Source organism: Draconibacterium sp., assembly GCF_041583095.1.
In the GTDB taxonomy this organism is placed as follows: Bacteria; Bacteroidota; Bacteroidia; order Bacteroidales; family Prolixibacteraceae; genus Draconibacterium.
In genome coordinates this window covers 1-22,594 of the sequence record NZ_JBFHGM010000054.1, presented here as the reverse complement: position 1 = coordinate 22,594, position 22,594 = coordinate 1, and the positions used below count along the sequence as shown (strand labels likewise).

19 protein-coding genes are annotated in these 22,594 nt (G+C 41.4%); 6 read left to right on the top strand and 13 right to left on the bottom strand.

Annotated elements, in window-relative coordinates; all coding sequences use genetic code 11:
• Positions 1-572, top strand: a 572-nt coding sequence (locus tag ABZB17_RS07455; RefSeq protein WP_372649039.1) for a polyprenyl synthetase family protein, incomplete at its 5' end; no start/stop codon positions are given.
• Here the strand turns inward: ABZB17_RS07455 and ABZB17_RS07450 are convergent.
• The 3 genes from ABZB17_RS07450 to ABZB17_RS07440 form a co-directional block, all read right to left on the bottom strand.
• Entirely contained in the window at positions 548-1,345 is a 798-nt protein-coding gene (locus ABZB17_RS07450) for a DUF2797 domain-containing protein (protein WP_372649037.1), read from the bottom strand. The two genes, ABZB17_RS07455 and ABZB17_RS07450, sit on opposite strands and share 25 nt — an antisense overlap.
• 62 nt (positions 1,346-1,407) lie before the next feature.
• On the bottom strand, positions 1,408-2,184 hold the full coding sequence (locus tag ABZB17_RS07445) for a hypothetical protein (protein WP_372649035.1): 777 nt from the start codon (positions 2,182-2,184) through the stop codon (positions 1,408-1,410).
• A 64-nt stretch (positions 2,185-2,248) separates the two neighbouring features.
• Positions 2,249-3,718 carry a M28 family peptidase gene (locus ABZB17_RS07440; RefSeq protein ID WP_372649032.1) on the bottom strand — a complete coding sequence of 490 codons (1,470 nt, stop codon included), beginning with the start codon at positions 3,716-3,718 and terminating at the stop codon, positions 2,249-2,251.
• 200 nt (positions 3,719-3,918) lie between these two features.
• On the opposite strand from ABZB17_RS07440, the gene ABZB17_RS07435 reads away from it, so the two are divergent.
• A complete protein-coding gene (locus tag ABZB17_RS07435; protein ID WP_372649030.1) occupies positions 3,919-4,320 on the top strand; it encodes a hypothetical protein in 402 nt (133 codons plus the stop codon).
• A gap of 58 nt (positions 4,321-4,378) precedes the next feature.
• Here ABZB17_RS07435 and ABZB17_RS07430 read toward each other — a convergent pair whose 3' ends face one another.
• Complete coding sequence (locus ABZB17_RS07430; protein ID WP_372649028.1) at positions 4,379-5,458, bottom strand: PCMD domain-containing protein; 1,080 nt, start codon at positions 5,456-5,458, stop codon at positions 4,379-4,381.
• A complete protein-coding gene (locus ABZB17_RS07425; protein ID WP_372649027.1) occupies positions 5,455-6,249 on the bottom strand; it encodes a hypothetical protein in 795 nt (264 codons plus the stop codon). The genes ABZB17_RS07430 and ABZB17_RS07425 overlap by 4 nt, the downstream gene beginning before the upstream one ends.
• A gap of 247 nt (positions 6,250-6,496) precedes the next feature.
• Here ABZB17_RS07425 and ABZB17_RS07420 point away from each other — a divergent pair, with 247 nt between their 5' ends.
• Positions 6,497-9,778, top strand: coding sequence for a PAS domain S-box protein (locus tag ABZB17_RS07420; protein ID WP_372649025.1), 3,282 nt, complete (start codon positions 6,497-6,499; stop codon positions 9,776-9,778).
• Positions 9,779-9,852: 74 nt separating this feature from the next.
• Here the strand turns inward: ABZB17_RS07420 and ABZB17_RS07415 are convergent, their stop codons facing one another.
• The 5 genes from ABZB17_RS07415 to ABZB17_RS07395 form a co-directional block, all read right to left on the bottom strand.
• On the bottom strand, positions 9,853-10,254 hold the full coding sequence (locus ABZB17_RS07415; protein WP_372649024.1) for a GFA family protein: 402 nt from the start codon (positions 10,252-10,254) through the stop codon (positions 9,853-9,855).
• Positions 10,255-10,322: 68 nt separating this feature from the next.
• Positions 10,323-11,276, bottom strand: a complete 954-nt coding sequence (locus ABZB17_RS07410; RefSeq protein ID WP_372649023.1) for a calcium/sodium antiporter — start codon at positions 11,274-11,276, stop codon at positions 10,323-10,325.
• Between the two features lie 30 nt (positions 11,277-11,306).
• Positions 11,307-11,903: a DUF502 domain-containing protein gene (locus ABZB17_RS07405; RefSeq protein WP_372649021.1), complete on the bottom strand. Its 597-nt coding sequence runs from the start codon at positions 11,901-11,903 to the stop codon at positions 11,307-11,309.
• 216 nt (positions 11,904-12,119) lie between these two features.
• The gene (locus ABZB17_RS07400) at positions 12,120-12,497 is read right to left on the bottom strand and encodes a response regulator (RefSeq protein ID WP_372649020.1); all 378 of its coding nucleotides are present in this window, start codon (positions 12,495-12,497) and stop codon (positions 12,120-12,122) included.
• Between the two features lie 45 nt (positions 12,498-12,542).
• Positions 12,543-16,232, bottom strand: coding sequence for a PAS domain S-box protein (locus ABZB17_RS07395; protein ID WP_372649018.1), 3,690 nt, complete (start codon positions 16,230-16,232; stop codon positions 12,543-12,545).
• A 467-nt stretch (positions 16,233-16,699) separates the two neighbouring features.
• Here ABZB17_RS07395 and ABZB17_RS07390 point away from each other — a divergent pair, with 467 nt between their 5' ends.
• From ABZB17_RS07390 to ABZB17_RS07380, 3 genes are all read left to right on the top strand, one after another.
• Positions 16,700-16,861 carry a hypothetical protein gene (locus tag ABZB17_RS07390; RefSeq protein WP_372649016.1) on the top strand — a complete coding sequence of 54 codons (162 nt, stop codon included), beginning with the start codon at positions 16,700-16,702 and terminating at the stop codon, positions 16,859-16,861.
• Between the two features lie 459 nt (positions 16,862-17,320).
• Positions 17,321-18,073, top strand: coding sequence for a DUF6261 family protein (locus ABZB17_RS07385; RefSeq protein ID WP_372649015.1), 753 nt, complete (start codon positions 17,321-17,323; stop codon positions 18,071-18,073).
• An 11-nt stretch (positions 18,074-18,084) separates the two neighbouring features.
• Positions 18,085-18,207 (top strand): hypothetical protein, encoded by a 123-nt coding sequence (locus tag ABZB17_RS07380; protein ID WP_372649013.1) that lies wholly within the window; start codon positions 18,085-18,087, stop codon positions 18,205-18,207.
• A 101-nt stretch (positions 18,208-18,308) separates the two neighbouring features.
• On the opposite strand, the gene ABZB17_RS07375 is transcribed toward ABZB17_RS07380, so the two are convergent.
• The 3 genes from ABZB17_RS07375 to ABZB17_RS07365 all read right to left on the bottom strand — a co-directional run.
• The gene (locus ABZB17_RS07375) at positions 18,309-19,130 is read right to left on the bottom strand and encodes a nuclear transport factor 2 family protein (protein WP_372649011.1); all 822 of its coding nucleotides are present in this window, start codon (positions 19,128-19,130) and stop codon (positions 18,309-18,311) included.
• Between the two features lie 409 nt (positions 19,131-19,539).
• The gene (locus tag ABZB17_RS07370; protein WP_372649009.1) at positions 19,540-20,448 is read right to left on the bottom strand and encodes a glycyl-radical enzyme activating protein; all 909 of its coding nucleotides are present in this window, start codon (positions 20,446-20,448) and stop codon (positions 19,540-19,542) included.
• A 68-nt stretch (positions 20,449-20,516) separates the two neighbouring features.
• The coding region (locus ABZB17_RS07365) for a pyruvate formate lyase family protein (RefSeq protein WP_372649007.1) at positions 20,517-22,594 on the bottom strand (2,078 nt) is incomplete at its 5' end.

The following is a 22,594-nucleotide window of genomic DNA, read 5'->3' as shown; positions in this document are numbered from 1 at the left end:
TCATTTCACGTGCGGTTCAGGATATGGCCGAGGGAGAAATCCTGCAGATGAAAAAAAGCCGCAAACTCGACATCGATGATGAAACGTATTTCGAGATCATCCGCAAAAAAACAGCTTCGTTAATTGCAACCAGTATGGCTATTGGCGCCGCATCGGCGGTTGATGACGAGGTGATTATTGAAAAGATGTACAGTATTGGACAAGATGCCGGAATTGCCTTCCAGATAAAAGACGACATTTTTGATTACCAGTCGAAAGGGCTGCTGGGTAAACCGACGGGTAACGACATTAAGGAAAAGAAAATTACACTGCCGCTGCTTCATGTATTAAACGAAGCCGACAGAAGTGAACGGAAACGCATTCTGAGGTTGATAAAACGAAAAAATAACAGTTCGGCAGTTGTAGAAGAACTGATTAAGCTGGTAACCGAAAAAGGCGGCCTTGAATACGCCGAGCAAAAAATGAATGAATTTAAAGACCGGGCAATTGCCGGCCTTAAAGAATTTCCTGACTGCGAGGCTCGCGAATCGCTAATCGAGCTGATGAACTACATTGCCACCCGCAAAAAATAACCGTTGTGTTTCCGGATATTTAAAACCCGGCTGTCATCAAAGATCAGATACTGCCCTTTTATGCCGGCCAGCGTTCCGGTAACTTCCGGTAGTTTATCAAAACCAATACTTTTTATCTTGTCAGGAAACTGCTCAACCGGGTAATTTATTTCCGTCACTTCATTTTGCGGCTCTATGTATTTCTGCAATTCCAACGGCAACAAATTGGCAATTCGTTCTTTTTCGGCTGCCAGATCAAAATCTTTTAAGACTTCGTTCTTCAGCATCGACCTCCAGTTGGTTTTATCGGTAAAATTATTTTTCAGAAATACTTCGATAACACCGGCAATATGTCGGTTGGGCGTTTTTGCAATTTTTATGGCAAAACTGGCTCCCTGATCAATCCAGCGTGTAGGAATCTGATGACCGCGGGTAACACCAACTTTTAAAGCGCTCGACACGGCCAGGTATACAAAATGGTCGATCAGATCGTGTTTTTCGGCCCATTCCATATCGCGTGCAATTCCCAAGTGCGCCTTTGATAACTCGGGGCGAATGATCGACTCGCTGGCTTCAGGAGCCGTTTGAAGACAGTTGTAACAAAATCCCTGGCTAAACGATGTTTTCGTTTTCTTCCCGCACGAGACACAATTTATTTGCCCGTCGAAACGCATCGAGATTTCTTTCCCGATCAGCGCGTTCATATCAATTTTCTCGTCGCCAATGGGTAGTTTATATTTTACCGGCGCATGAAGCTCGGTGATCATTTTTCGTATGTTGCCTTCAAATTCCATGATGAATATTTTCTGACGTGAAAATAATACAGAAGTAGCAGGATACAAGTAAAGTTTGGAAATTAATCATCAAACCCCGGTCGTTTGAATTCCATTACGCCCGGAAATGTTTTTAGCATTTGCTTTTTTATTTGCGACAGCTCAAGTAAAAACTGCAGGATTTCATCTTCCATTTCACTAAAACCGGAGTAGAATACCGACAGTGCATCCATCGATCGTTTAATGGCAATTATGGCAATTTTTGCCGATCCCAGGTTATCGGCGTACAAGCCGTATTCATCCTCCGGATCGTTTTGCCGCTGTTCCAGCTCCAAATGAGCACGGTGAACTTTCGCCCCGATAAAAGCACTGTACCACTGAATTACCTCTGCTGCATCGCGGTATTTTATCATCGACTCATCGTCGTCGATCATCACCAGCTTTTCAGCTTTGCTTGCGAAAAACTCCTTGTTCTTATTCATCCATTTATGAATGTTGATCCCGTAATTCCGCGCCTGTACTTCCAGTGGTGTTTCTATATGTTCGGGCAATTCAATATCTTCAACATCGCTCAGGTCGATCCCCTCTTTGTCGGCATCCTCTTCAATCATTTCAATGGTCACTTCCCAGGCCAGGCGTATCTGATCCCAAAAGTTTTTATTCTCTTCATCGGGATTTAGCACATCATCTTCAATTTTGTTTTCCTGTTCGTGCAAATAGGTCAAACATTTCTGCGTCATGGTACATCGTTCGCACCAACGATCGCAATAGTTATAAATCCCCGGAACGAGATCTTTTCGTTTCGCCAGATCGAGCAGGGTTTGCTTAAAGTGTTCTTTTTTCGATTTCATAGGTGCCATACAAGTAGTATTAGCAGAGTAACAAGACAAATCGATAAAAAGTTGAACTGATCTTTTACCGCCGCTAGAGTTTCGTGTCGTTTGCCACGCCTAAAACGCCCAGATAAAGCAGTTTTGCAGCATCTTCCATTATTTCGGGAGTTAACACATTTGTTTTGTCGGCAGGCATGTGGTAGTGCACCGGATACACCGAGTTGCGGGTCCACAGGCCAAATGTTTTTATGCCGGCATCTTCAAAAACCGATGCATCGGAACGTGGCCGCCCGTAGTTTTTTGTAACTGCTGATGCTCCCATTTCGCGGTGGATAAAATTAGTATTGGCTTTTTCAAAATGACTGAACAACTGGCTGTGCGTTTTTCCTCCCGACACGTAAAATGCGGTGCCGTTTCCAACCATATCCAGGTTCATCATCATTTTGGTTTTCTCAACCGGGAACAGCGGATTTTTACAGTAATATTTCGAGCCGTACAAACCACACTCTTCACCACCAAGAAGGATAAAAAGTACCGAACGTTTTGGCTTAACTTCGGATGTTGCCAAAGCTTTTGCCACCCCCAGAATATCGCTGATACCCGATGCATTATCGAGTGCACTGGAGAACGTTACATCGCCCATTTGCCCCTGCCCGTCGAGATGACCACCGATGATTATTACTTCATCTTTCAGTTCCGGATCGGAACCTTCGATCATGGCCACCACGTTGCAGGCCTGTGCATCGGGGAAATATTTTGTTTCGGCGCGGATAAACACCTGTTGTTCTGTCGGCAGCTCAAACGATGGCGTTTCCATATTTTTCAACTGTTCACGAATCTGCTGGTAATCTTTTCCGGCATCGGCCATAATTTGCTCAACAACTTTTGTATCAACATGCGCATAAACAAATCCTTCGAGATTAACCGTGTTCGGATTGGCCAGCTTACTGGCATAGATCATTCCTGCAGCACCGTGTTTTACCGCATTCCTGAATTTGTAACGGTGATAAGCGTAAGGCGTCCATTTGCCCAGTGTCTCATCGTTTTTGGTGTACGGCGTTCCGCTTTCGAGAATGATAATTTTACCTTTTACATCAACATTCTTATAGTCGTCGTAACCCAGTTCCGGGGCCGTAATTCCGTGGCCAACATAAACCAGTTCGGCTTGAACGGTGCCACTTGCCGAGTTGGAGCCCGGGATATAGTCTTCCGGAAAATCGAGGTACGTTTTTTCACCTCCGTTAAAATAAACCACCGATCCCAGCGAGTTTACTTCGGAATATTCGTTTGGGAAATACTGAAAGTAACTGCCGTTGTTGGCAGGCTGAAGGCCCCACTCTTCGAACTTCGATGCACACCATTTGGCAGCTTCAAGGTATTCGGGCGATCCCGACAAACGCCCCGCGTATTTATCAGCGCTTAGTTCGGTGGCAAACTCCATTAACTCGTTGCTTGAGATGGTGTGAAAGCTTTTTAAACGTAAATCATTATCACTCTGCTGTGCAAATCCGTTTAGTGTAAATGCTGCACATAACAGCACGCAAAATAGTGTTACTCTCATCATTAAATTTTTCAGGATCGTTAAAATTATAATTTTTTGGGTCGAACAGCCCGCAATTGTAAAAAAGTTGAATGTAAAATTCGAAAATTGTTTTGGTTGTTGACACTAATAAGCTAAATATAAACCTATTGACTCGTCTGTTAAGGTTTATCGAAGCTTTTTGAATAAATTATCACCACTAAACTTTTAAAAAAATAATTATGAAAATTTTAAGGGGAACTCTTTTTGGCGGAATCACCTTTTTCTTTCTCGGATGGTTGGTTTATGGATTCCTGCTGGCAGGTTTTATGGAAGCCAATTCCAACGCATGTGCCAACCGGTTAGACACTGAAATGGTTTGGTGGGCGATGATCTTATCAAACCTGATTTTGGGATTACTTTTAACGCTGATCCTTAAATGGTCTGGTGCTTCGGGAATTGGAGATGGCATAAAAACAGGTGCTCTGGTTGGTTTGTTAATGGCGCTAACCATGGATTTGATGATGTACTCCATGACCACCCTCTACAACCTGAAGGTATTGGTAGTTGACGTAATTGCCTATACCTTATTACTGGCAATTATGGGGCTGGTAATCGTGCTCACCTGGGGAAAGAAAGAATGATCAGAAACATAATCACTTCAATTAAACAGTTAAAGCTTCTACACCCGTAGAAGCTTTTTTATTCCTCATCATAAACCATTACCACATCATCAATAATTAATACACTTCCAATTGCTCCGGCAAAATTAGCACCATCGTAACTTGATGAAGCCACAAACGAGATGTGTGTAGGCAACATGTATGTTGCGGAATCACCCGATACAAAATTCCCGTCCTCCGGTTTCATGTAATCGGGGTACGAATCGTCAAGCGGGCCATAAACCACATCCATTTCTTTGGTGATCATTTCCGATTGGTTTTCATCGCTGCGGAACCAGGCCGTTCCCAAACGTTGTGTTTCACCGCCCAATCGCACTTCCAGAAAAGCATAAATATCGCAGCTATCGTCGTAATCCAGCACATTACCATTTCTGTCTTTATTTACGGCTCCCGGAATATAGGAATAGGTAAACCGGATTTTATCGGGCCGCCCGGTGAAAGGCGTTCCAAATATTACGGCAGCTTCCGGATCGGTTGGATCTAATTTATCGGAATCAAAATAACCGGTAAACAACGATCCGGCGGCAATGGGTGTTTTTAAGGGAACCCCGGCCAACCCCAGATCATAGGTCTCCATAAGAGCAGCAGTATTTCCATTACCCAAATCGTAAGGTGTTGTGGCGATTTTACCCAATATCTGGGTGCCCTGGTTTCCGGTTCCCCAAATAGTGGAAGTCGCGTTGGCGCCGGGTTCGTAATACCCCGAGCTGGTTTTATACCAGGTATTTAAGTCACCGTTATCCAATTGTGGCGTAGCCGATGCTACAAATGATTCGATCGTCCAAACATGCCCGCTGCCATCCTCGGCAACTACATTTATGCTGGCCTCATCACTCAAATCGATAACATCGCCAACAGTTTTATCGGCAGTGGCAAACGACGATAGTTCCATTTCCTGAATAACCAGCGATGAAAGCTCAACACCTCCGGGAATTTCAATGGTAACGGTTTGATTCTCCGTGTCGATTATAGCATTGCCCGCCTGGTTGCTTACCAGAAACTTTTTAATATTTCCATAGGGCGACAATCCAAAATGATCTTCCTTAACGCAGGAGAACAGCACTAAAAGAATTGCGGTTATATATACTGACCTTTTCATTTACTTGCCCCCCTTCTGTTTTTATCGGCTCCGAAATAGTACGCCAACCCGAGATCGAGCGAAAGCAGGTTAATTCGAAAGTCAACATTCTGTCGCACCTGTTTTGATTCGGGTCCATCGTTAACACTGCTTCGTGCAACATTTAACTGATAGCCTAAAACATTGTTTAGCTGCACTTCGAAAGCAAAATTCTCCATGGCAAAAAAGGTAATTCCCGGACTTAATCCCACCCCAAAAGTGAACTCCTTCTTGTGTTTTTTAATAATCTCATCGATATTTCTTACATCGCGGGTAAGCGAACTGCTGCCGCCCAGCGTAAAACCAACTTCGGTGAAAAAACTCAATCGCTCGTTTGGAGTTAAAGGCACCGATGACCGAAATCCGGGACTAACGGCGAATCCGCGGGTAAGCGTGTTCGACAGTACAGTATCGGGATCCTGAAAAACGGTACCCCCAAAGCGGTTCTGAAAATAATTGAAGTTAATGATCGCCATTCCGTAATCGCCCGTGTAATAACCGCCTTTCAACAATAAATCGTAGTCGAGCCGGTTTCCTTCAACCACCTGTTGAACCAGGTAATTCGTATTGGTTAGATTTTTATCGGTTATCGAAAAGGCCAGTCCCACATAAAAATTTCCTTTTTGAAAAGGCTTAAAATCCTGGTTGTAATAGCTCGACAGCAAATCGTAGGGAGTGGTTTTCTTTTCAACCTCCAATGAATCTTCCTGTGCAAACAAAAATGCCGGCCATATCAACAGAAATGCGAGTATCGGGATGTTTTTCATTTTCATGGATGAACATTTTGCCTATCAAAGATAAGGCATTGATGGCAAAAGGGCTGCATAAAAGAATTGATTTATCATCAACGAACAGTGCAATATTGCCTCTTTCATTAGCATCCTACTCTTATTTTGTAAAGCATATATCACTTATATAATCTGTGTACAATAATATTTTTTATTATTTTCCATGTCAGTAAAGAAGGGAAAAACATTGCCCGCTTATTGCGTAAATTTTTAACTAAAAAAACAATTGGATATGTTTCAAGCCTTAATCCAAAATGCGGCTCTTCTTATTACCCTTTCGTTCCTGTATGGAACCATTAAGTATTACTTTGGTAAAAAAAAGTTACAATTTCAAATAATTAGCGGTGTTTGGTTTGGAATAGTAGCCGTTGCTGCAATGCTTTTACCTTACCAGCACGAACCGGGTGTAATTTACGATGGCCGCTCTATTGTTTTAACTCTGGCAGGTTTATGGGGCGGAGGATTAGTAACACTGCTTTCCGTAATTATTGCAGGCGCTTACAGGGCACTTCTGGGAGGTGCCGGTATTTGGGCCGGACTTGCTACAATTATCGCTTCCGGGATTATTGGCTTATTTTTCAGAACAATTCTTCAGAAAGAACCACAAAAAATTCATACCGCCATTTTGTATGCGGTTGGAATTATAAGCCACCTTGCAATGCTCGCAAGTCAACTTCTTTTACCCGAACATCCCATGCAAACCATACAACAAATATGGTTTCCGGTGATGCTAATATTTCCTGTTGCATTAACGCTAATCGCCAAACTATTCCAGTTAATCGAACGATATCTATTGAGTGAACAACAGATCAGGAAAGCAGAGGAAATGTACAGAACAACCTTGCTAAGTATTGGTGATGCTGTTATTTGTACTGATATTAAAGGACGAATTACTCAACTAAATTGGGAGGCCGAAAGGCTGACCGGTTGGAATGCCAAAGACGCTTATAAAAAAAATCTCGAGGATGTGTTTCATATTGTTAATGAACACTCCCGTAAAAAAGTGGAGAGTCCTTTTTCGAAGGTAATGGAACACGGTAAAGTTGTTGGACTTGCAAATCATACCATACTACTGTCGAAAGATGGAAATGAAATTCCGATAGCTGATAGTGGTGCACCAATTATTATTAATAACCAGATTGTAGGAGTGGTTCTTGTTTTTCGTGATCAAACCGAAGACAGAATACATCAGCAGGCCCTCGAAGAAAGTGAAGCACGTTACCGTGAACGTGATTATTGGTTTACAGAATCGCAACGAGTAGGAAATATTGGCTCTTATCAATTCGACATTCTAAATAATAATTGGACTTCATCTGCAGCCTTAGACACTATTTTTGGAATTGACGATCAACATTCCAGAACCTCTGAAAGTTGGAGTACCATAATTCATCCGGAGTATCAGGAACAAATGATGGATTACCTGCTAAACGAAGTAATTGGTAAGAAACAAACATTTAATAAGGAATATAAAATAATCCGAAAAAACGACGGAACTGAAAGATGGGTACACGGTCTTGGAGAACTTCGCTACGATGATAAAGGAAATCCGGTGCAAATGCTCGGAACAATTCAAGATATTACCGAACGCAAACTGTCGCAGGAACAACTGGTAAAAAGCGAGGAACGGTTTCGAAAGGCAGTACTCCTGGCTCCAATACCCATTATGGTATTCGACGAAGATGGGAAAATACTTTATCTCAGCCAGGGATGGAAGCAGCTTTCGGGTTATAGTATTGATGAAATAACTTCCATAAAAGAGTGGTCGGGAAAGGTTTTTCCAGAAACACAAGCTGAAGTTGTTGAGAAACACCTTCTCGAAGTAGTCGACCTCGACCAAACAGTTTTTAGCGGCGATTATGAAATTACAACCCACAACGGAGAAAAGCGTATTTGGAATTTCCACACTTCTCCGCTTGGCGAAAGTGGAGGAAAAAAACTGGCACTAAGTGTTGCACCCGATATTACACAACGAATGCTTATAAAAAAAGAACTGGAGGCCAGCGAGCAAGCCTACCGCCAGCTTTTTGAAGAACATATTGCGGTTAAATTGCTGATAAATCCGGAAAACGGGCAAATAGTAAGAGCAAATAAAGCTGCAGCAGATTTTTATGGCTATAGTGTAGAAGAGCTGGAGAAAATGGCCATCACAAATATAAATGCCTCAGCAAACGAGCCTTCAGAACAAGCATTTGCGCATGATAACAACCGGAAAAAATATTACCTCGAATTAAAACACCGGCTGCGATCGGGCGAAATTCGCGATGTGGAAGTTTTTAGAAATGAAATAGATTATAAAGGACAAATCGTGTGGCACAGTATTATTCATGATATTACGGAGAAAAAAAGGCTGATGCAAGACCTTGTTGATGCAAAAGAAAAGGCCGAAGAAAGTGAACGCCTGAAATCGGCATTCCTGGCCAATGTTAGTCACGAGATAAGAACACCATTGAACGGCATTGTCGGATTCAGCAATATTTTAGCACAAGAAGAAAATATCAGCACTGCCAACAAACGCGAATTTGCTGAAATCATTAATCAAAGCTCTTCCGGATTGCTAAAAATAATTGATGATATTCTCGACTTGTCGCGTCTGGAAACCGGCTTGGTCTCTTTTTCAGTAAAACCATTTCAGGTAAACGCCCTATTAAACAATCTGCATTCTATCTTTCAGAACCGGATGCAGACCTCGCCGAATACTAATGTTGAATTAATATTGCGTGAAACCGATAAATCGCTGATGATTAACGGCGATGACATAAGAATAACACAGATTATTTCCAATTTACTCGATAATGCCATTCGTTTTACCATGTCGGGCACCATCGAATTTGGTGTTTCTAACTCCACGAATACCCATATTGAGCTATTTGTTGCCGACACCGGCATTGGAATACCCCCGGAAAAACAACAACTTATCTTCAGCCGTTTTATGCAAGCCGAATCGGGTATTTCGAGAAAATACGGCGGAACCGGTCTGGGATTATCCATTGTTAAAAAACTCCTCGAACTGATGGGTAGCGAAATTCATATGGAATCGGAACCCGGAAAAGGAACTAAATTTTGGTTTAGCCTGCCTTTGTACAACATACCGCTCCAGGACACGACCGATAAAAAACAGGCTGACAAAAAATTACTTTCAGAATCTTCGTCAAGCCAATACAAGGTGTTGGTAGTGGAAGACAATGAAGACAGCCGTATTTTTCTGAAGCATGTGTTAAGCAAAAACTATCCATTACTTTCGTTTGCAATTACGGGCAACGATGCACTGCAGCAAATACAAAATAATCCTCCTGATATTGTTTTACTCGATATAGGATTACCCGATATAAGCGGGCTTGAAGTGGCAAAAAAAATTAAACAAACCCACAGTAAGATAAAAATAATTGCACAAACAGCTTATGCCTCTACCACCGATAAAGAAAATGCGCTGAACGCCGGGTGCGACGACTTTCTGGTTAAACCGATACGAATTGGCACCTTACTGGAGAAAATGAAAAAGGAATTAGCAGAGTAAATACAGCTGATGCCTGCAGTGAATTATTTCTACCTGAATTGCGAATTATGTATGCAATTGGTAGCCCTCAGCGATTATCCGGGCAAACGCTCAAACTTTTTTATTTCCTCCAGCGCCTCATCCCAGGCCGCTTTACTCGAAATAAAAAGATGTGCATCGGGTCTCTTTTCCAATTTCGTATCCAGGCTTCCGGCCGGAACCACCAAAAGTTTATCGCCCATTTGCAGGTTGGGCAATGCCGAACCACAGGTGGCACAAAATGCTTTGGTATGTCTGCTATCGGGCAGCTGAAAAACGCTGATTTCAGTTTCTCGTTTTGTCCACTCCAGCTTAGCGCTTGTTGAAAATAAATTGGCTGCATGTGCCGATCCGGTATCTTTTTGGCAATAACTGCAATGGCACAGGTAAAAACTTTCGAAGTGGCCGGTAATTTTAAACTGAATTCCTTTGCACAAACATGAACCCTGGTATTCCATAAAATAATTAATTTCTGTTTCGATGTAATTGTTATCAAACACCACGCAAAAGAATGCGCGGCAGCAAGTTACACTTCCTTAACCACTAAAAAAACCGTGTAAATGATAAAAAAACCAAATAAAACTGCTGCTTCCCATCGATCTAACTTTTTCTTTTGCCCGGTGAGCATGGAAGAAAGAAGAAAAAGCGTTCCACCTATTAAAATATACAGATCCGGATTAAATTTTGGATTATACCCGATGGGTTTTATTAGGCTGGCAATGGCTAAAATTAAAAGCACATTAAAAATATTGGAACCAATAACATTCCCAATCACCATATCGCTGTTTTTCTTGCTTGCTGCCACAATTGAGGTGACCAACTCGGGTAAGGAGGTGCCTGCCGCCACAATGGTCAATCCTATAATTTTTTCACTAACACCTAACAAACTGGCTACCTTAACACTGTTTACAACTACAAGCTGGCCTCCAAGTATCAAACCTGTCATGCCTACCCCAATTAATCCCCATATCATTTTACCCGTTTTTTGATGAGCTGCTTCAGTTGTTTGAGGGTCACTTTTCAGTTGCGTAAATACATAATACAGGAAAACACAAAAAAGCACCAGCATGAGCAAACCATCGGTTCTGCCCAAATAGGTAGTTCCGGAAAAAATAAAATCGTTGAGTAGCAACAGCAACAAGATAGACACAACGAGTGAAATGGGTATTTCTTTCCAGGCCGTAGAAGATTTTACAGAAATGGGCAGAATCAATCCTGAAAGTCCAAGAATAATAAACAGGTTAAAATTGTTACTGCCTATTACATTCCCCAAAACAATGTCGGAATAGCCATTAACAGAAGCTATAATATTAACCACCAGCTCGGGAGCTGAAGTTCCAAACGCAACAATTGTTAAGCCAATAACCAAATCCGACACCTTGTATTTCCGGGCCAGTGCCGAAGCTCCGTCCACCAACCAGTTTGCGCCAAAAATTAAAGCAACAAACCCTGCGGCAACCAGTAAAACTGATACAATCATAACTTCATTTGTTTAAATGATTAACATGATTCAACCAACCACTTCGTTATTATCTGTTTCGTAAATATCGGAAACACCGCCCGACACGATAAATTTCATAGCCACTGCCGGGTTAATAGCCAGCGGTTTAACCTGGTTTGAAGGAACTATAAATAATTCTCCCGAAAAATTATAGGAATGCGGAAAATAAACCGCCACTTTATCTTTTGCCCCCAGTTGGCTTAAATCATCCTGGGTTAGGAATCCTAATTTTTCCAGATTGGAGATAGGATTAACCAACACCATTACCGGTTTATTAAACTTTTTTTCTTTTCCTACAAAGGCCGAAAAAAGGTCGTTAAAGGCCGAGTAAACCAATTTTATTATCGGAGCCTTATTCATTAACTTTTCAAACAATACCTTAATCGGGCGCGCAATTATACTTTGACCAACAAGCCCGACAAAAACCAGGAAAATAAAAACAATAAGGATACCCAGCGCGGGGATATCGATTTTTAAATATTTTTCGACTATTGGATCTACTAAACCATTTATGAAATCAAATATTAAATAAACAATGTATGTAGTAATTGCAAACGGCGCAATGTACAGCAGGCCCTGCAGGAAATAGTTCAGAATTTTTTTCATGATGCAGTAGTTAATAAAACAACTCCCAATTTCGTAAGCAATATAAGCAATTCCAATTTTCAGTGCATGCAAACAAACGAACATTGCTGACAGATCGGCGCAAGCGGGTTCGACTATTATTAATCTATTTATTTTCTTCTTATTTGTTTTTAACACCTCGTGAAAGGATTCGTGCGGTATCGAGGAGCGGCGCGAGCGGGGTGTGCGAATTTTTAATCATTTTCCGAAATACTTTTCAATCAACTTTAGCAAATTCTCCTTTTTTATGGGTTTTGAGATATAATCATTACAACCTGCGGCTAATGTTTTTTCTCTGTCTCCTGACAGGCCATAAGCCGTTTGGGCAATAATAATAACCTCTTTATTAAAATTCCTGATTCTACGGGTTGCTTCACAACCATCTATTCCTGGCATTTTTATATCCATCAAAATCAGGTCGATGTCTTTGTATCTGCGCAAAAGCTCTACAGCTTCAATTCCTGTTGCTGCCCTTAATATTTCGGTACTATAATTTCTTACTAAAAAAGATACAAAATCAAATGATACTTTATCATCCTCCACAATCAGGATCTTTAGCTTTTTACCTACTATCATTCATTTCCTTTTAAGAATCATACGAATGTGGTTTGGGTGGGTTATTTAAATCGAATATTTTCGAATCGGCAAAGATAAATAAAATGTTGAACCAATACCCTCTTCACTTTCCATCCAAATTTTGCCGCCAAGCAATTCAGCATACGATTTAGAGATGGCAAGTCCCAGCCCTAAACCTTCGAATGCCCTGGTATCCTCAATGTCGGCTTGTACAAAACGCTCAAAAACGGCATTTTGTCTATTTATTGGAATGCCTATACCTGTATCTTTTACATAAAAGTTAATAACAGTGCCATTACAACGACAGCCAATCGTAATCGTTCCCGAATCGGTAAACTTTAGCGCATTTTTGATTAAGTTCGTAAGAATGGAATCCAGTTTACTTTGGTCGGTTATCATTTTCTCAGCCTTTGCCGGTAGTAGTTTATCAACCAACAACTGTAAACCTTTTTGCTCAGCCTCAAGTTTGAAAAAACGAACCAGTTCCTCAATACGTTCATTCACATTGATTTCTTTTTTATGAAGCGGAACAATACCGGCTTCAATTTTTGAGATTTCAACAATATCGGTAACCGTGTTTAACAAACGCTGCCCGCTCTGATGAATGGTTTTAATAAAACCGGCCTTATCTTCGCTGGTGAAATCGGGTTCCAAAAGTAAACCGGTAAATCCCAGAATACCATTCATTGGGGTGCGTATCTCATGGCTCATGTTTGCCAGAAAAGCCGATTTTAGCCTATCGCTTTCTTCTGCTTTTTCTTTTGCCTTTTTAAGCTCCCGGTTCTGAATTTTTAATTGCCGTTCGCTTTCCCTTAATGCCGTAATATCTTCTTTTATGGCCATAAAACCAACGATTTCTTTATCGTCGTTTTTTATGGGGGCTATAGTTGCCTGTTCCCAATAAAAATCGCCATTCTTTTTCTTATTATGAAACAATCCTTTCCATACCTTTCCTGATGAAATTGTTTCCCACATATCAATAAAATAATCTTTGGATTGATTGCCACTGCTTAACCATTTTACGTGTTTTCCACGAACTTCTTCCGAAGTATAACCACTAACTTCTGTAAATTTCGGGTTGGTATATTCAATATTTCCTTTTACATCGGTAATAACAATTATGTTAGCACTTTGCTCAACTGCCAACATAAGCTTTGATATTTCAGCCTGTACTTTCTTGCGCCAACGAATATCGCGAACCGCAATTACTCTGCCTGAATATCTATTTTTATCATCAACAATAAACCTGCTTTCAATTTCAACGGGTAGTACCGTACCATCTTTCTTAAACATTTCAATTTCGTAAGGTGGCGCATGCTCTTCTTTCATGTTTTTATAAATTACACTATGGTACTTTTTTGGAACCGCAAGTTCAATTACATCTTTGCCAATAAAATCTTTACGAGTGTACCCGCTAAGCCTTGTAAATGATTTATTAATATCGAGGGCAATCGTTTTATTCATAATTACAATACCTTCAAAGGTAAGGGTTGAAAGTTTTCTGAATTTATTTTCGTTTTCTTCTGCTTTTTGTTTTGCATTAACGAGTTCTTTCATTCTTTTAGTTCGGGCTAACTCACCGGAAATTAAATCTGCTATTGCACTCAATACTTTTACATCATGCTCTTTCCATGCTTTTTTACATTTAACCGAATCGAAACCTACGAAACCGCGTAGTTTACCTTCTTCAATCATTGGGAGTACCAGGATTGATATAATATCTTGTTCTTCCAGGATTTTTTGCTCAGCTTCAGCCTCCTCCGGTAAGTTGGCAATATTTTCATATTGGATGATTTCAAAATTCTTCATTTTATTCATCCACCAGGGGAATAGCTCCACGGGCAAATTCTGGAGATTTTCGATTTGAGGCTCTATTCCCTTGTTACACCATTCGTGTGTATTGCTCATTATGGTTCCATGCTTTTCAAACTGAAACACATAAGTGCGATCAACCTTCGTAAATATTCCCAGTTTCCGCAAAGCAATATCAATCAACTTATCAGTTTTCAAATAACTATTTCGAACAAAATCAAAAGAAATATCATTAAAAAGTTCTTCAACCTGTAACCGGGCCTTGATTTCTAATTCGGTATTTTTAGTTTTTGTTATATCACGGGCTGAACCTATAACCCCTATAATATTATTACTAGGGTTAAGCAAAGGAAAATATTCATTTTTACCCCATCCGGACTTACCTGTTTTAGGTACCGCATATGGATAATCAGGAGTAGAGACTATTTCCCCGGCTTTGGCTTTTAGAAAAAGCTCCCATACGCCTTGTTCCTCTAAAAACGGGAATAACTCTAGCGGATGTTTTCCTATTGCTTCTTCGGCTGAGATTCCACTTATTTTTTCCATCGCCGGATTCCATAAGATATATCTGGAATCCATTCCACACACCATTAATCCACTGTGTGTTTTTTCTATTATTTGTTCGTAAAACCGCGTAGTTTCCAATTGCAATAGCTCGGCATTTTTGCGTTCGGTAATATCGCGCGATACCGACAGAATTCCAACCGGAGATTGATTTCTGTTTCTAATAAACGACGAAACAACTTCTAAGTAAACCAGTTCTCCGTTTTTTTTATACGCCTGTAATTCAATGGTTCTGCTTCGATTCAGTTCAGCCTGGCTAGTTTGCGCCAATTTCAACTCCTCACGAAAAATTGGAGCTATCTCTTTCATCGATTCAGGGCTAATAATCTGGCTAAGTCCGGCCTCAGTATACTCAGCGGGCGTATATCCCAGAATATGTGCAACCGATGGGCTTACATAGGTGAGGTTCAGCTCTAAATCAGTAATGGTAACCATGTTCCCCATATTATCAGCAATAAGACGGTATTTTTTTTCCGTTTCTTTCAGGGCTAGTTCTGTTAACTTTTGCTGGGTAATATTCTGAATTTGGGCAATGAGATATTTGGGGCTGTTGTCGTTTCTTCGAACGAGCGAAACATTCAGCTGAACCCAGATGAGAGACTCATCCTTGCAAAAATATCGCTTTTCCATCTGGTAATTTGGGATCTCACCATTTAATAGTTGGTTAAAAAAATTTAGATCGGTATCCAAGTCATCAGGATGTGTTATACTTTGAAAATCTAATTTTAAAAGTTCGGTTTCGGAGTAGCCGGTCATTTTACAAAGGCTACTATTTACCTTCAGAAAATTCCCTGAAGGACTTACAAGTGCCAAGCCAATAGGTGAATTCAGCATTATTTCCTGATACTTCTGCTCCATTTTAAGCAGGCTATTTAATACTTGTTTTTTTTCGGTAATGTCGGTGCAAAAACCTATTAATTGTCCGCCATTTATATCAAGATAGTAGATACATGCTTCAACATCAAAAACACTCCCGTCTTTTCTACGATGTACAGACTCAAAACGATCATAACCTTTTTCTTTTATTTTTTGTATGTGAGTAACTGAAGCTTCTTTATCTTCAAGTACACTCAAATCCGAAATGTGCATCTTTAGTAATTCCTGCCGGCTGTAACCAGTCATTTGGCAAAAAACATCATTTACTTCCAGCAAGCAGCCTCGACTATTTAACCTTAAAAAACCGTTTACTGATGATTTAAGAATAAGCTGTCGCTGAATCTCTTTCAACTCTAATGTTTCAATTTTTTTATTTTGTTTTGAAACGAGCTTTTTGCATTTCGTTTTTAATGCCTTGTTCTCATCCTTTAGTTTTTGCAATTCAAGGATAAGTTGTTCTTTTGATTGATTAAAGTTTATCATAACTTTCTGATATTGCATCTAGTAATTATAATAATGTAATATTCGCTCCAATGTCTGCTAAAAACAGACCGAAACGATATATCGGGTTTGTAAAATATTTCTACTGTAATAATATCATTTTCAAGGGGAAGACATAGCAGAAAGCTGCTATCTTCCTTGTTAAATTAATAATTAAGAACGCCAACAATAGTTAAATGTAGCAAATTCTCATCGAAATAAAAAAGCAAAGGACTAATGTGGCCATACTGTAAAAAATACATTTATTCTCTGCATTTCGGAGAGCCAAAGTCGTTTTGTTATGCGTATTCATCAGGATGATTATTTAAAGTTAATACGCTGTTTTCAAAAACAATACACAAAAAAGGAGAAATGATTCCAGTGGCTTCAGCACGATACTAAAAGTCCATACCTATCCCGTATTTTTAGGCTATGCCTTATAAAGCAAACATTGCAGAGAATACAGCCTCATGCAAAACCACCTAACTACCTGGCTACAAGAGCTCCCCATCCACCATTTTGTAACTATCGTTGGGCTACGCAAGCTTCAAAATGGTTATTTTACCGCCGTTGCAGAGGTACACCGGCACCAAAACGATCATTTTACCGCTATTGTATTGTTACGCCGTTAGCAAAACGGTCATTTTACGGCTTCTGCCGAGATACGCAACTGGTAAAACGGTCATTTCACGGCTTTTGCAGGGGTACGCAGGTAGTAAAATGATCATTTTACTACTGCCGTAGCACTACGCAAGCCTGGCATTCTCAAAAAAACTACTGTTGTTGCTCTACAGCGGTAGTTTTGTCAACAATTTACTACTGACGCAGCCCTGCACAAGGGCTTTTGACAGTGCTTCGGGCATTTCGCAGGTTTACAACGAGGGCAAATTACCTACCTCACAGCCATCGTTATACAACACCGGGCAATTATTTACTTATCTACAATTTATGCTAAACAACACAAACACGGCTCTTGACTTTTGCAAGCTTATGTTCTATATTGCATCAACACACACAAATAAGACAACCATGTACACCACAAATAATCAACGCAATACACATACACCCACAAATAATTACATTTAATAGTTATGACTTTTATAGTAAACATACCTTTAACGCGCTTGCGCCACAACGACTATTTTCAGTATATGGCTGATGTAAAAGTTCTGGTAACGCAAGCCACCCCTGCAGCACTAAATGTGGAGGAAGAGGCGGTAGCTTTCGACAATAGTTTTACCGCCCTCGACGAAGCATTAAATGTTGACCAGGGAAGTGTATTTACCGAAAAGATCCAGGATGCCGACCACAGGCGCGACAATACCTGGTCTGCTCTAAACGGAAGGGTAAAAGCCACGCTTTTTAGCCCGATACCTGAAGAAGTTGAAGCAGCAAAACACCTTGAACGGGTTTTTAATTTGTATGGAAACATCAGAAACCTGTCGTTAAAGGAACAAACAGCTGCTGCAACCAACCTTTGTAATGACCTTAAAAACCGTGATATGGCTGTGCATTGCCAAACCATAGGCATTATGCCATGGGTTTTGGCTCACGAAACAGAAAACACAGCCGTAAACGACCTGCAAAACCAGCGCGACAGCGAAAAAGCCAATCGCAACTTTGCAAAGGCAAAAGAAGTTCGTGTGGTTTTTGATGAGGTATATAACTCTCTGGTAAACCGGGTTAATGCCATGGTAACCTTGCGTATGGCAACTCCTGTAATCGAGAATTTTATCATCGAGGTAAACCAGAAGATTAAAAACCTTGAAAATCAACTCGCCGCCCGACAGGGGCACAGTGATAGCGGAGAAGAAGAAGTAGCTGACACTGCGGCAGAGGAATAAAAACAAAAGTGGTGTATGTACAACAAAAGCATCCTTCCTGTTGGTTGGATGCTTTTTTACTTGATGTATCGCTGGTGCGTCCCGATCCGTCAGCCGACGGACGGGATGTAATCCGTACCTCAGCCATCGGCTAAAAGTTTGTTAATTTTAATTTGCCGAATTGCACACCGAATACAGACCAAGCCAGGGCATGTTTTATTGGTTTTTAAGCTCATTTCTTTAGTTGATAGCTTTGTCAATTCAATAATCTTGTAAACGATAAAGAAGCTAATTTCCAGTCACCATTATCTTTTTTATAAACTTCAGTCACCATAAATGGATTAGTAACTTCATTACCTCCAACAACTGCCAACAAAGTAATTCGATTCAAAAGTATTGCTGTGTCTCCAATCACATTTGCCGAAACTTCATGAATTTCAGCCTTTTTATAATGGATACCTCCACCTCTAATTATGTTTATCTCCTGTTCTTTTCCCCAACTTCCCCCCATGTGAACGAAAACCGAATTCTCATGAAATAAATCGTCAAGCTTTGCTACGTTTTTATCCGACATCCATTGCCATTTTTGCTTTGAAAGTTCTATGATTTGTTTTTCAGGATTTACTTTGGCTGCAATCTCATGAGTGTCGCGAACACTACTAAAAGTCAAGTCTAACAATTTCCATCCTTCTTTGTATTTTTTATATATTTCGGTAACAGTAAATTCATTCGATACGTCTTCTCCCCGAACATGTGCAAGCAGTGTAATGCGATTCCAAAGGATGGCAGTATTGTCAAAAATTTCAACAACTACATCATGAACATCGGCTTGCTTGTACCAAATACTTCCGGTTTCAATAATTTCAAGTTCTCTGTCTTTATTCCAGGTTCCACTCATGTGAACGAACTTTGACCTATCATCAAAGAGCTTAGCAAGTTTGTCCACATTTTTATCGGCCATCCATTGCCATTTTTGCTTTGAAATAGCAATAATTTCCTGTTCAGCTGTGGTATTTTGTGAGAAGGATAAACTCACGCCTGTCAAGATTAATAGTAATCCAATAACTAATTTTTTCATTCTATGTTTATTTAAATTACGTTTCAACTGAAGCTCAACGCTTGTGCATGTATAAGCCAACAAGTCGGGTTATTTAGCTATGCTGACTTTCAACTCCCTATTTTTGGGTTGAATTATTATACCACTTTAGATGCAATATCCAACTTTGGTCGTAAAAGCTATATTCGGAGGCATTCCAACGGTATTTGTTTGAAATGGTAATTAAAGGTAGTATTCCGGTTTGACAAAAACAATACGACGAATAAAGTAAATCCTTGAAGTTGACTTTCCCCGTGGTAAAGCCAGGGGCTGAAAGTTTGTTGATTTCAATGCTACCGAATTGCACACCGATTGCAAATCGGCGCGAGCAGGGGCAACGCCAGTTTCTTATGGTTGGTTGCTCTACTCCTGCCTAAATTTCATTAAATCCTTATCCACCAATCTCAACCTCAATATCAAATTTTTTGAATATCGCCAACGCCCTGTTTTGTTCCTCTTCGGTGGGCTCTTCCATATTGAACGCGTTGTATTTCGATCCAAGTTTATTGTATTTATTGGCGGCAATATTGTGGTACGGCAATAAGTTTACCACTGGCTTTTTACCAGGCAGGGCGGCAATAAATTCGGCCATTTCGGTAAGCGTGTTATGGTCGGCATTTACATTGCGGATAAAGGGCACACGAATATTGATGTTCGCGCCGCTTTCGGCCAGCAGCTGAAGGTTTTTCAGGATTAGCTTGTTGCTTACGCCTGTCCATTTTTTATGTTTGGCCTCATCCATCAGCTTCAGGTCGAACAGAAAAAGTTCGGTGCGTTTAGCTACTTCCAGCAAAGTGTCGGTGTCGGCAAATCCGCAGGTGTCAACGGTGCGGTGCAGGTTATTTTTGCCACAGGCCTCCAGCATCTGTAGCAGAAATTCCGGATGCATCAAGGGCTCACCACCCGAAAAGGTAACACCACCACCCGACTGATCGATGTGGATACGTTCGCGCTCGATGATCTGCATCAACTCGTCCACCTCGTAAGGCCGCCCCGACATTTCGATGGCTTTTGTAGGGCATACATCGGCACAAATACCACAAAGGGTACAGGCCTGGTAGTCGGTAACAATTCCTTTTGGCGTAAGTGTAAGCGCATCTTCAGGGCACATTTTTATACACTCCTGCGCACCGATACATTTCGATTCGGTATACAGCTTTTGTACTCCCGGCGACTGGCTTTCGGGGTTATGACACCAATTGCAGCTCAAGGGGCATCCTTTCATAAAAATGGTGATTCGGATTCCCGGCCCGTCGTTAATGGCGTATCGTTTTATGTCGAATATTAGTGGTTGATTCATTTTAAGTAGTGAGATTTGAGTAGTGAGTACTAAGATTTTCTAAATACTCACTACTTTATACTAAAGATCTATAACACCTCATTCTGCGTACGATCAATAACTTCCTGTTGCAGGTCGGCATTCATATCGTTAAAATAATCGCTGTATCCGGCCATACGCACCAGCAGGTCTTTGTAATCTTCAGGACAAGCCTGTGCCGCCAAAAGCGTTGCCGTGTCAACAATATTAAACTGAATGTGGTGACCTCCGAGCGAGAAATAACTGCGGATGAGGTGCCCCAGTTTCTCCACGTCTTTATCGCGTTTTAGCAAACTCGGCACAAAACGCAGGTTCAGCAAGGTACCTCCCGATTTCGACTGGTCGAGTTTACCCAGCGAGCGAATCACATTTGTTGGTCCGTGTGTATCACAACCGTGCGATGGCGATGTGCCGTCGGAAATAGACTTCCCTGCAAATCGTCCGTTTGGTGTAGCTCCCAGTACCAGGCCAAAATACACGTGGCAGGTGGTTGAAAGCATATTTAAATGAAATACTTCTCCTTTGGTATTTGGTTTTCCTTCAATGGCAGCCAGCAAGTCGTTGTATACCTGTACGGCAATGGTATCGGCATATTCGTCGTCGTTACCAAAGAACGGCGTACGGTTCAGAATACGCTGACGCAACACTTCTTCGCCTTCAAAGTTTTTGGCCACAGCGCTAAGAATGGTTTCCATCGTGAAAGTCTTGTCTTCGAAAACATGCTTTTTCAGCACCGAAAGACTGTCGGTTACCGTTGCCAAACCAGTACATTGAATGTAGTTGGTGTTGTAGCGCGGTCCACCGTTGTAATAGTCTTTTCCTTTCGAGATACAGTCTTCAATTACCACTGAAAGGAAGGGCGCCGGTGCATATTTGGCAAACATCTGATCGATGTAGTTGCTTACACGTATCTTCTGGTCGACCACAAAATTCAGCTGTTTCAGAAACGCTTCGTACAGTTCATCGAAACTTTTAAAGTTACGTGGATCACCGGTTTCAATACCGGCCACTTTACCAGTTACCGGATCGATACCGTTATTCAGCGTGATCTCCAACACCTTTGGAACGTTTAGATAACCCGTAAGCAAGTAGGCCTCTTTTCCAAAAGCGCCCACTTCAATACAACCGCTGCATCCGCCTTCACGCGCATCCTGCAGGCTTTTTCCCTGGTTTACCATTTCCTGAATGTACATATCAGGGTTAAATACCGAAGGATAACCGTGCCCCTGGCGGATCAGTTTACCCGCGGCCTGTAAAAAGGCATCGGGAGTTACTTTGGCAATGTGTACCGAGTTACCCGGCTGCAACACATGTAGCTCTTCAATAACTTCCAGCATCATATACGACACCTCGCTTACGCCATCCGTTCCGTCGGGTTTTACACCACCGATGTTGATATTGGTGAAATCGTTAAACGTTCCACTTTCGCGCGCTGTAATTCCCACTTTTGGTGGCGCGGGGTGGTTGTTTACTTTAATCCAGAAACAGCTGATCAGTTCCTTCGCCTCATCGCGTGTCAGTGTTCCTTCGGCCAGCTCCTTTTCGTAGAACGGTGTAAGGTGCTGATCGAAATGGCCCGGGTTCATCGCATCCCAGCCGTTTAGTTCGGTAACCGTTCCAAGGTGGACAAACCAGTACATCTGAATGGCTTCCCACACGTTTCGTGGCGCGTTGGCAGGCACCCAGCGACACACTTCTGCTATTCTTTTTAGCTCGGCAACACGTTTCGGATCGCTTTCGGTTTTTGCCAAAGCCTCAGCCAGATCGGCGTGACGCTCGGCAAACACAATAGCTGCATCGCACGATACGTCCATGGCTTTTAACTGCTCCAGCTTTTCGGTAGCTTCCGGGTCATTTAAAAAGTCGAGCCGATTGATATGATCGTTGATCTCCTTTTTGTAATCAAGCATTCCTTTTTTGTAGATTGCTCCATCAAGCGCGGTATGACCGGGAGCGCGTTGTTCCATAAACTCGGTAAACACACCGGCTTCGTAAGCACGCTGCCACTCCTGCGGAACATGGTTAAAAATCCGCTCGCGCATGGTTCGGCCCTGCCAGTAAGGTATTACTTCCTGTTCGTAGGTATCTATATCTTCCTTCGAAATGGTATACTGTTGCTGATCGCGTG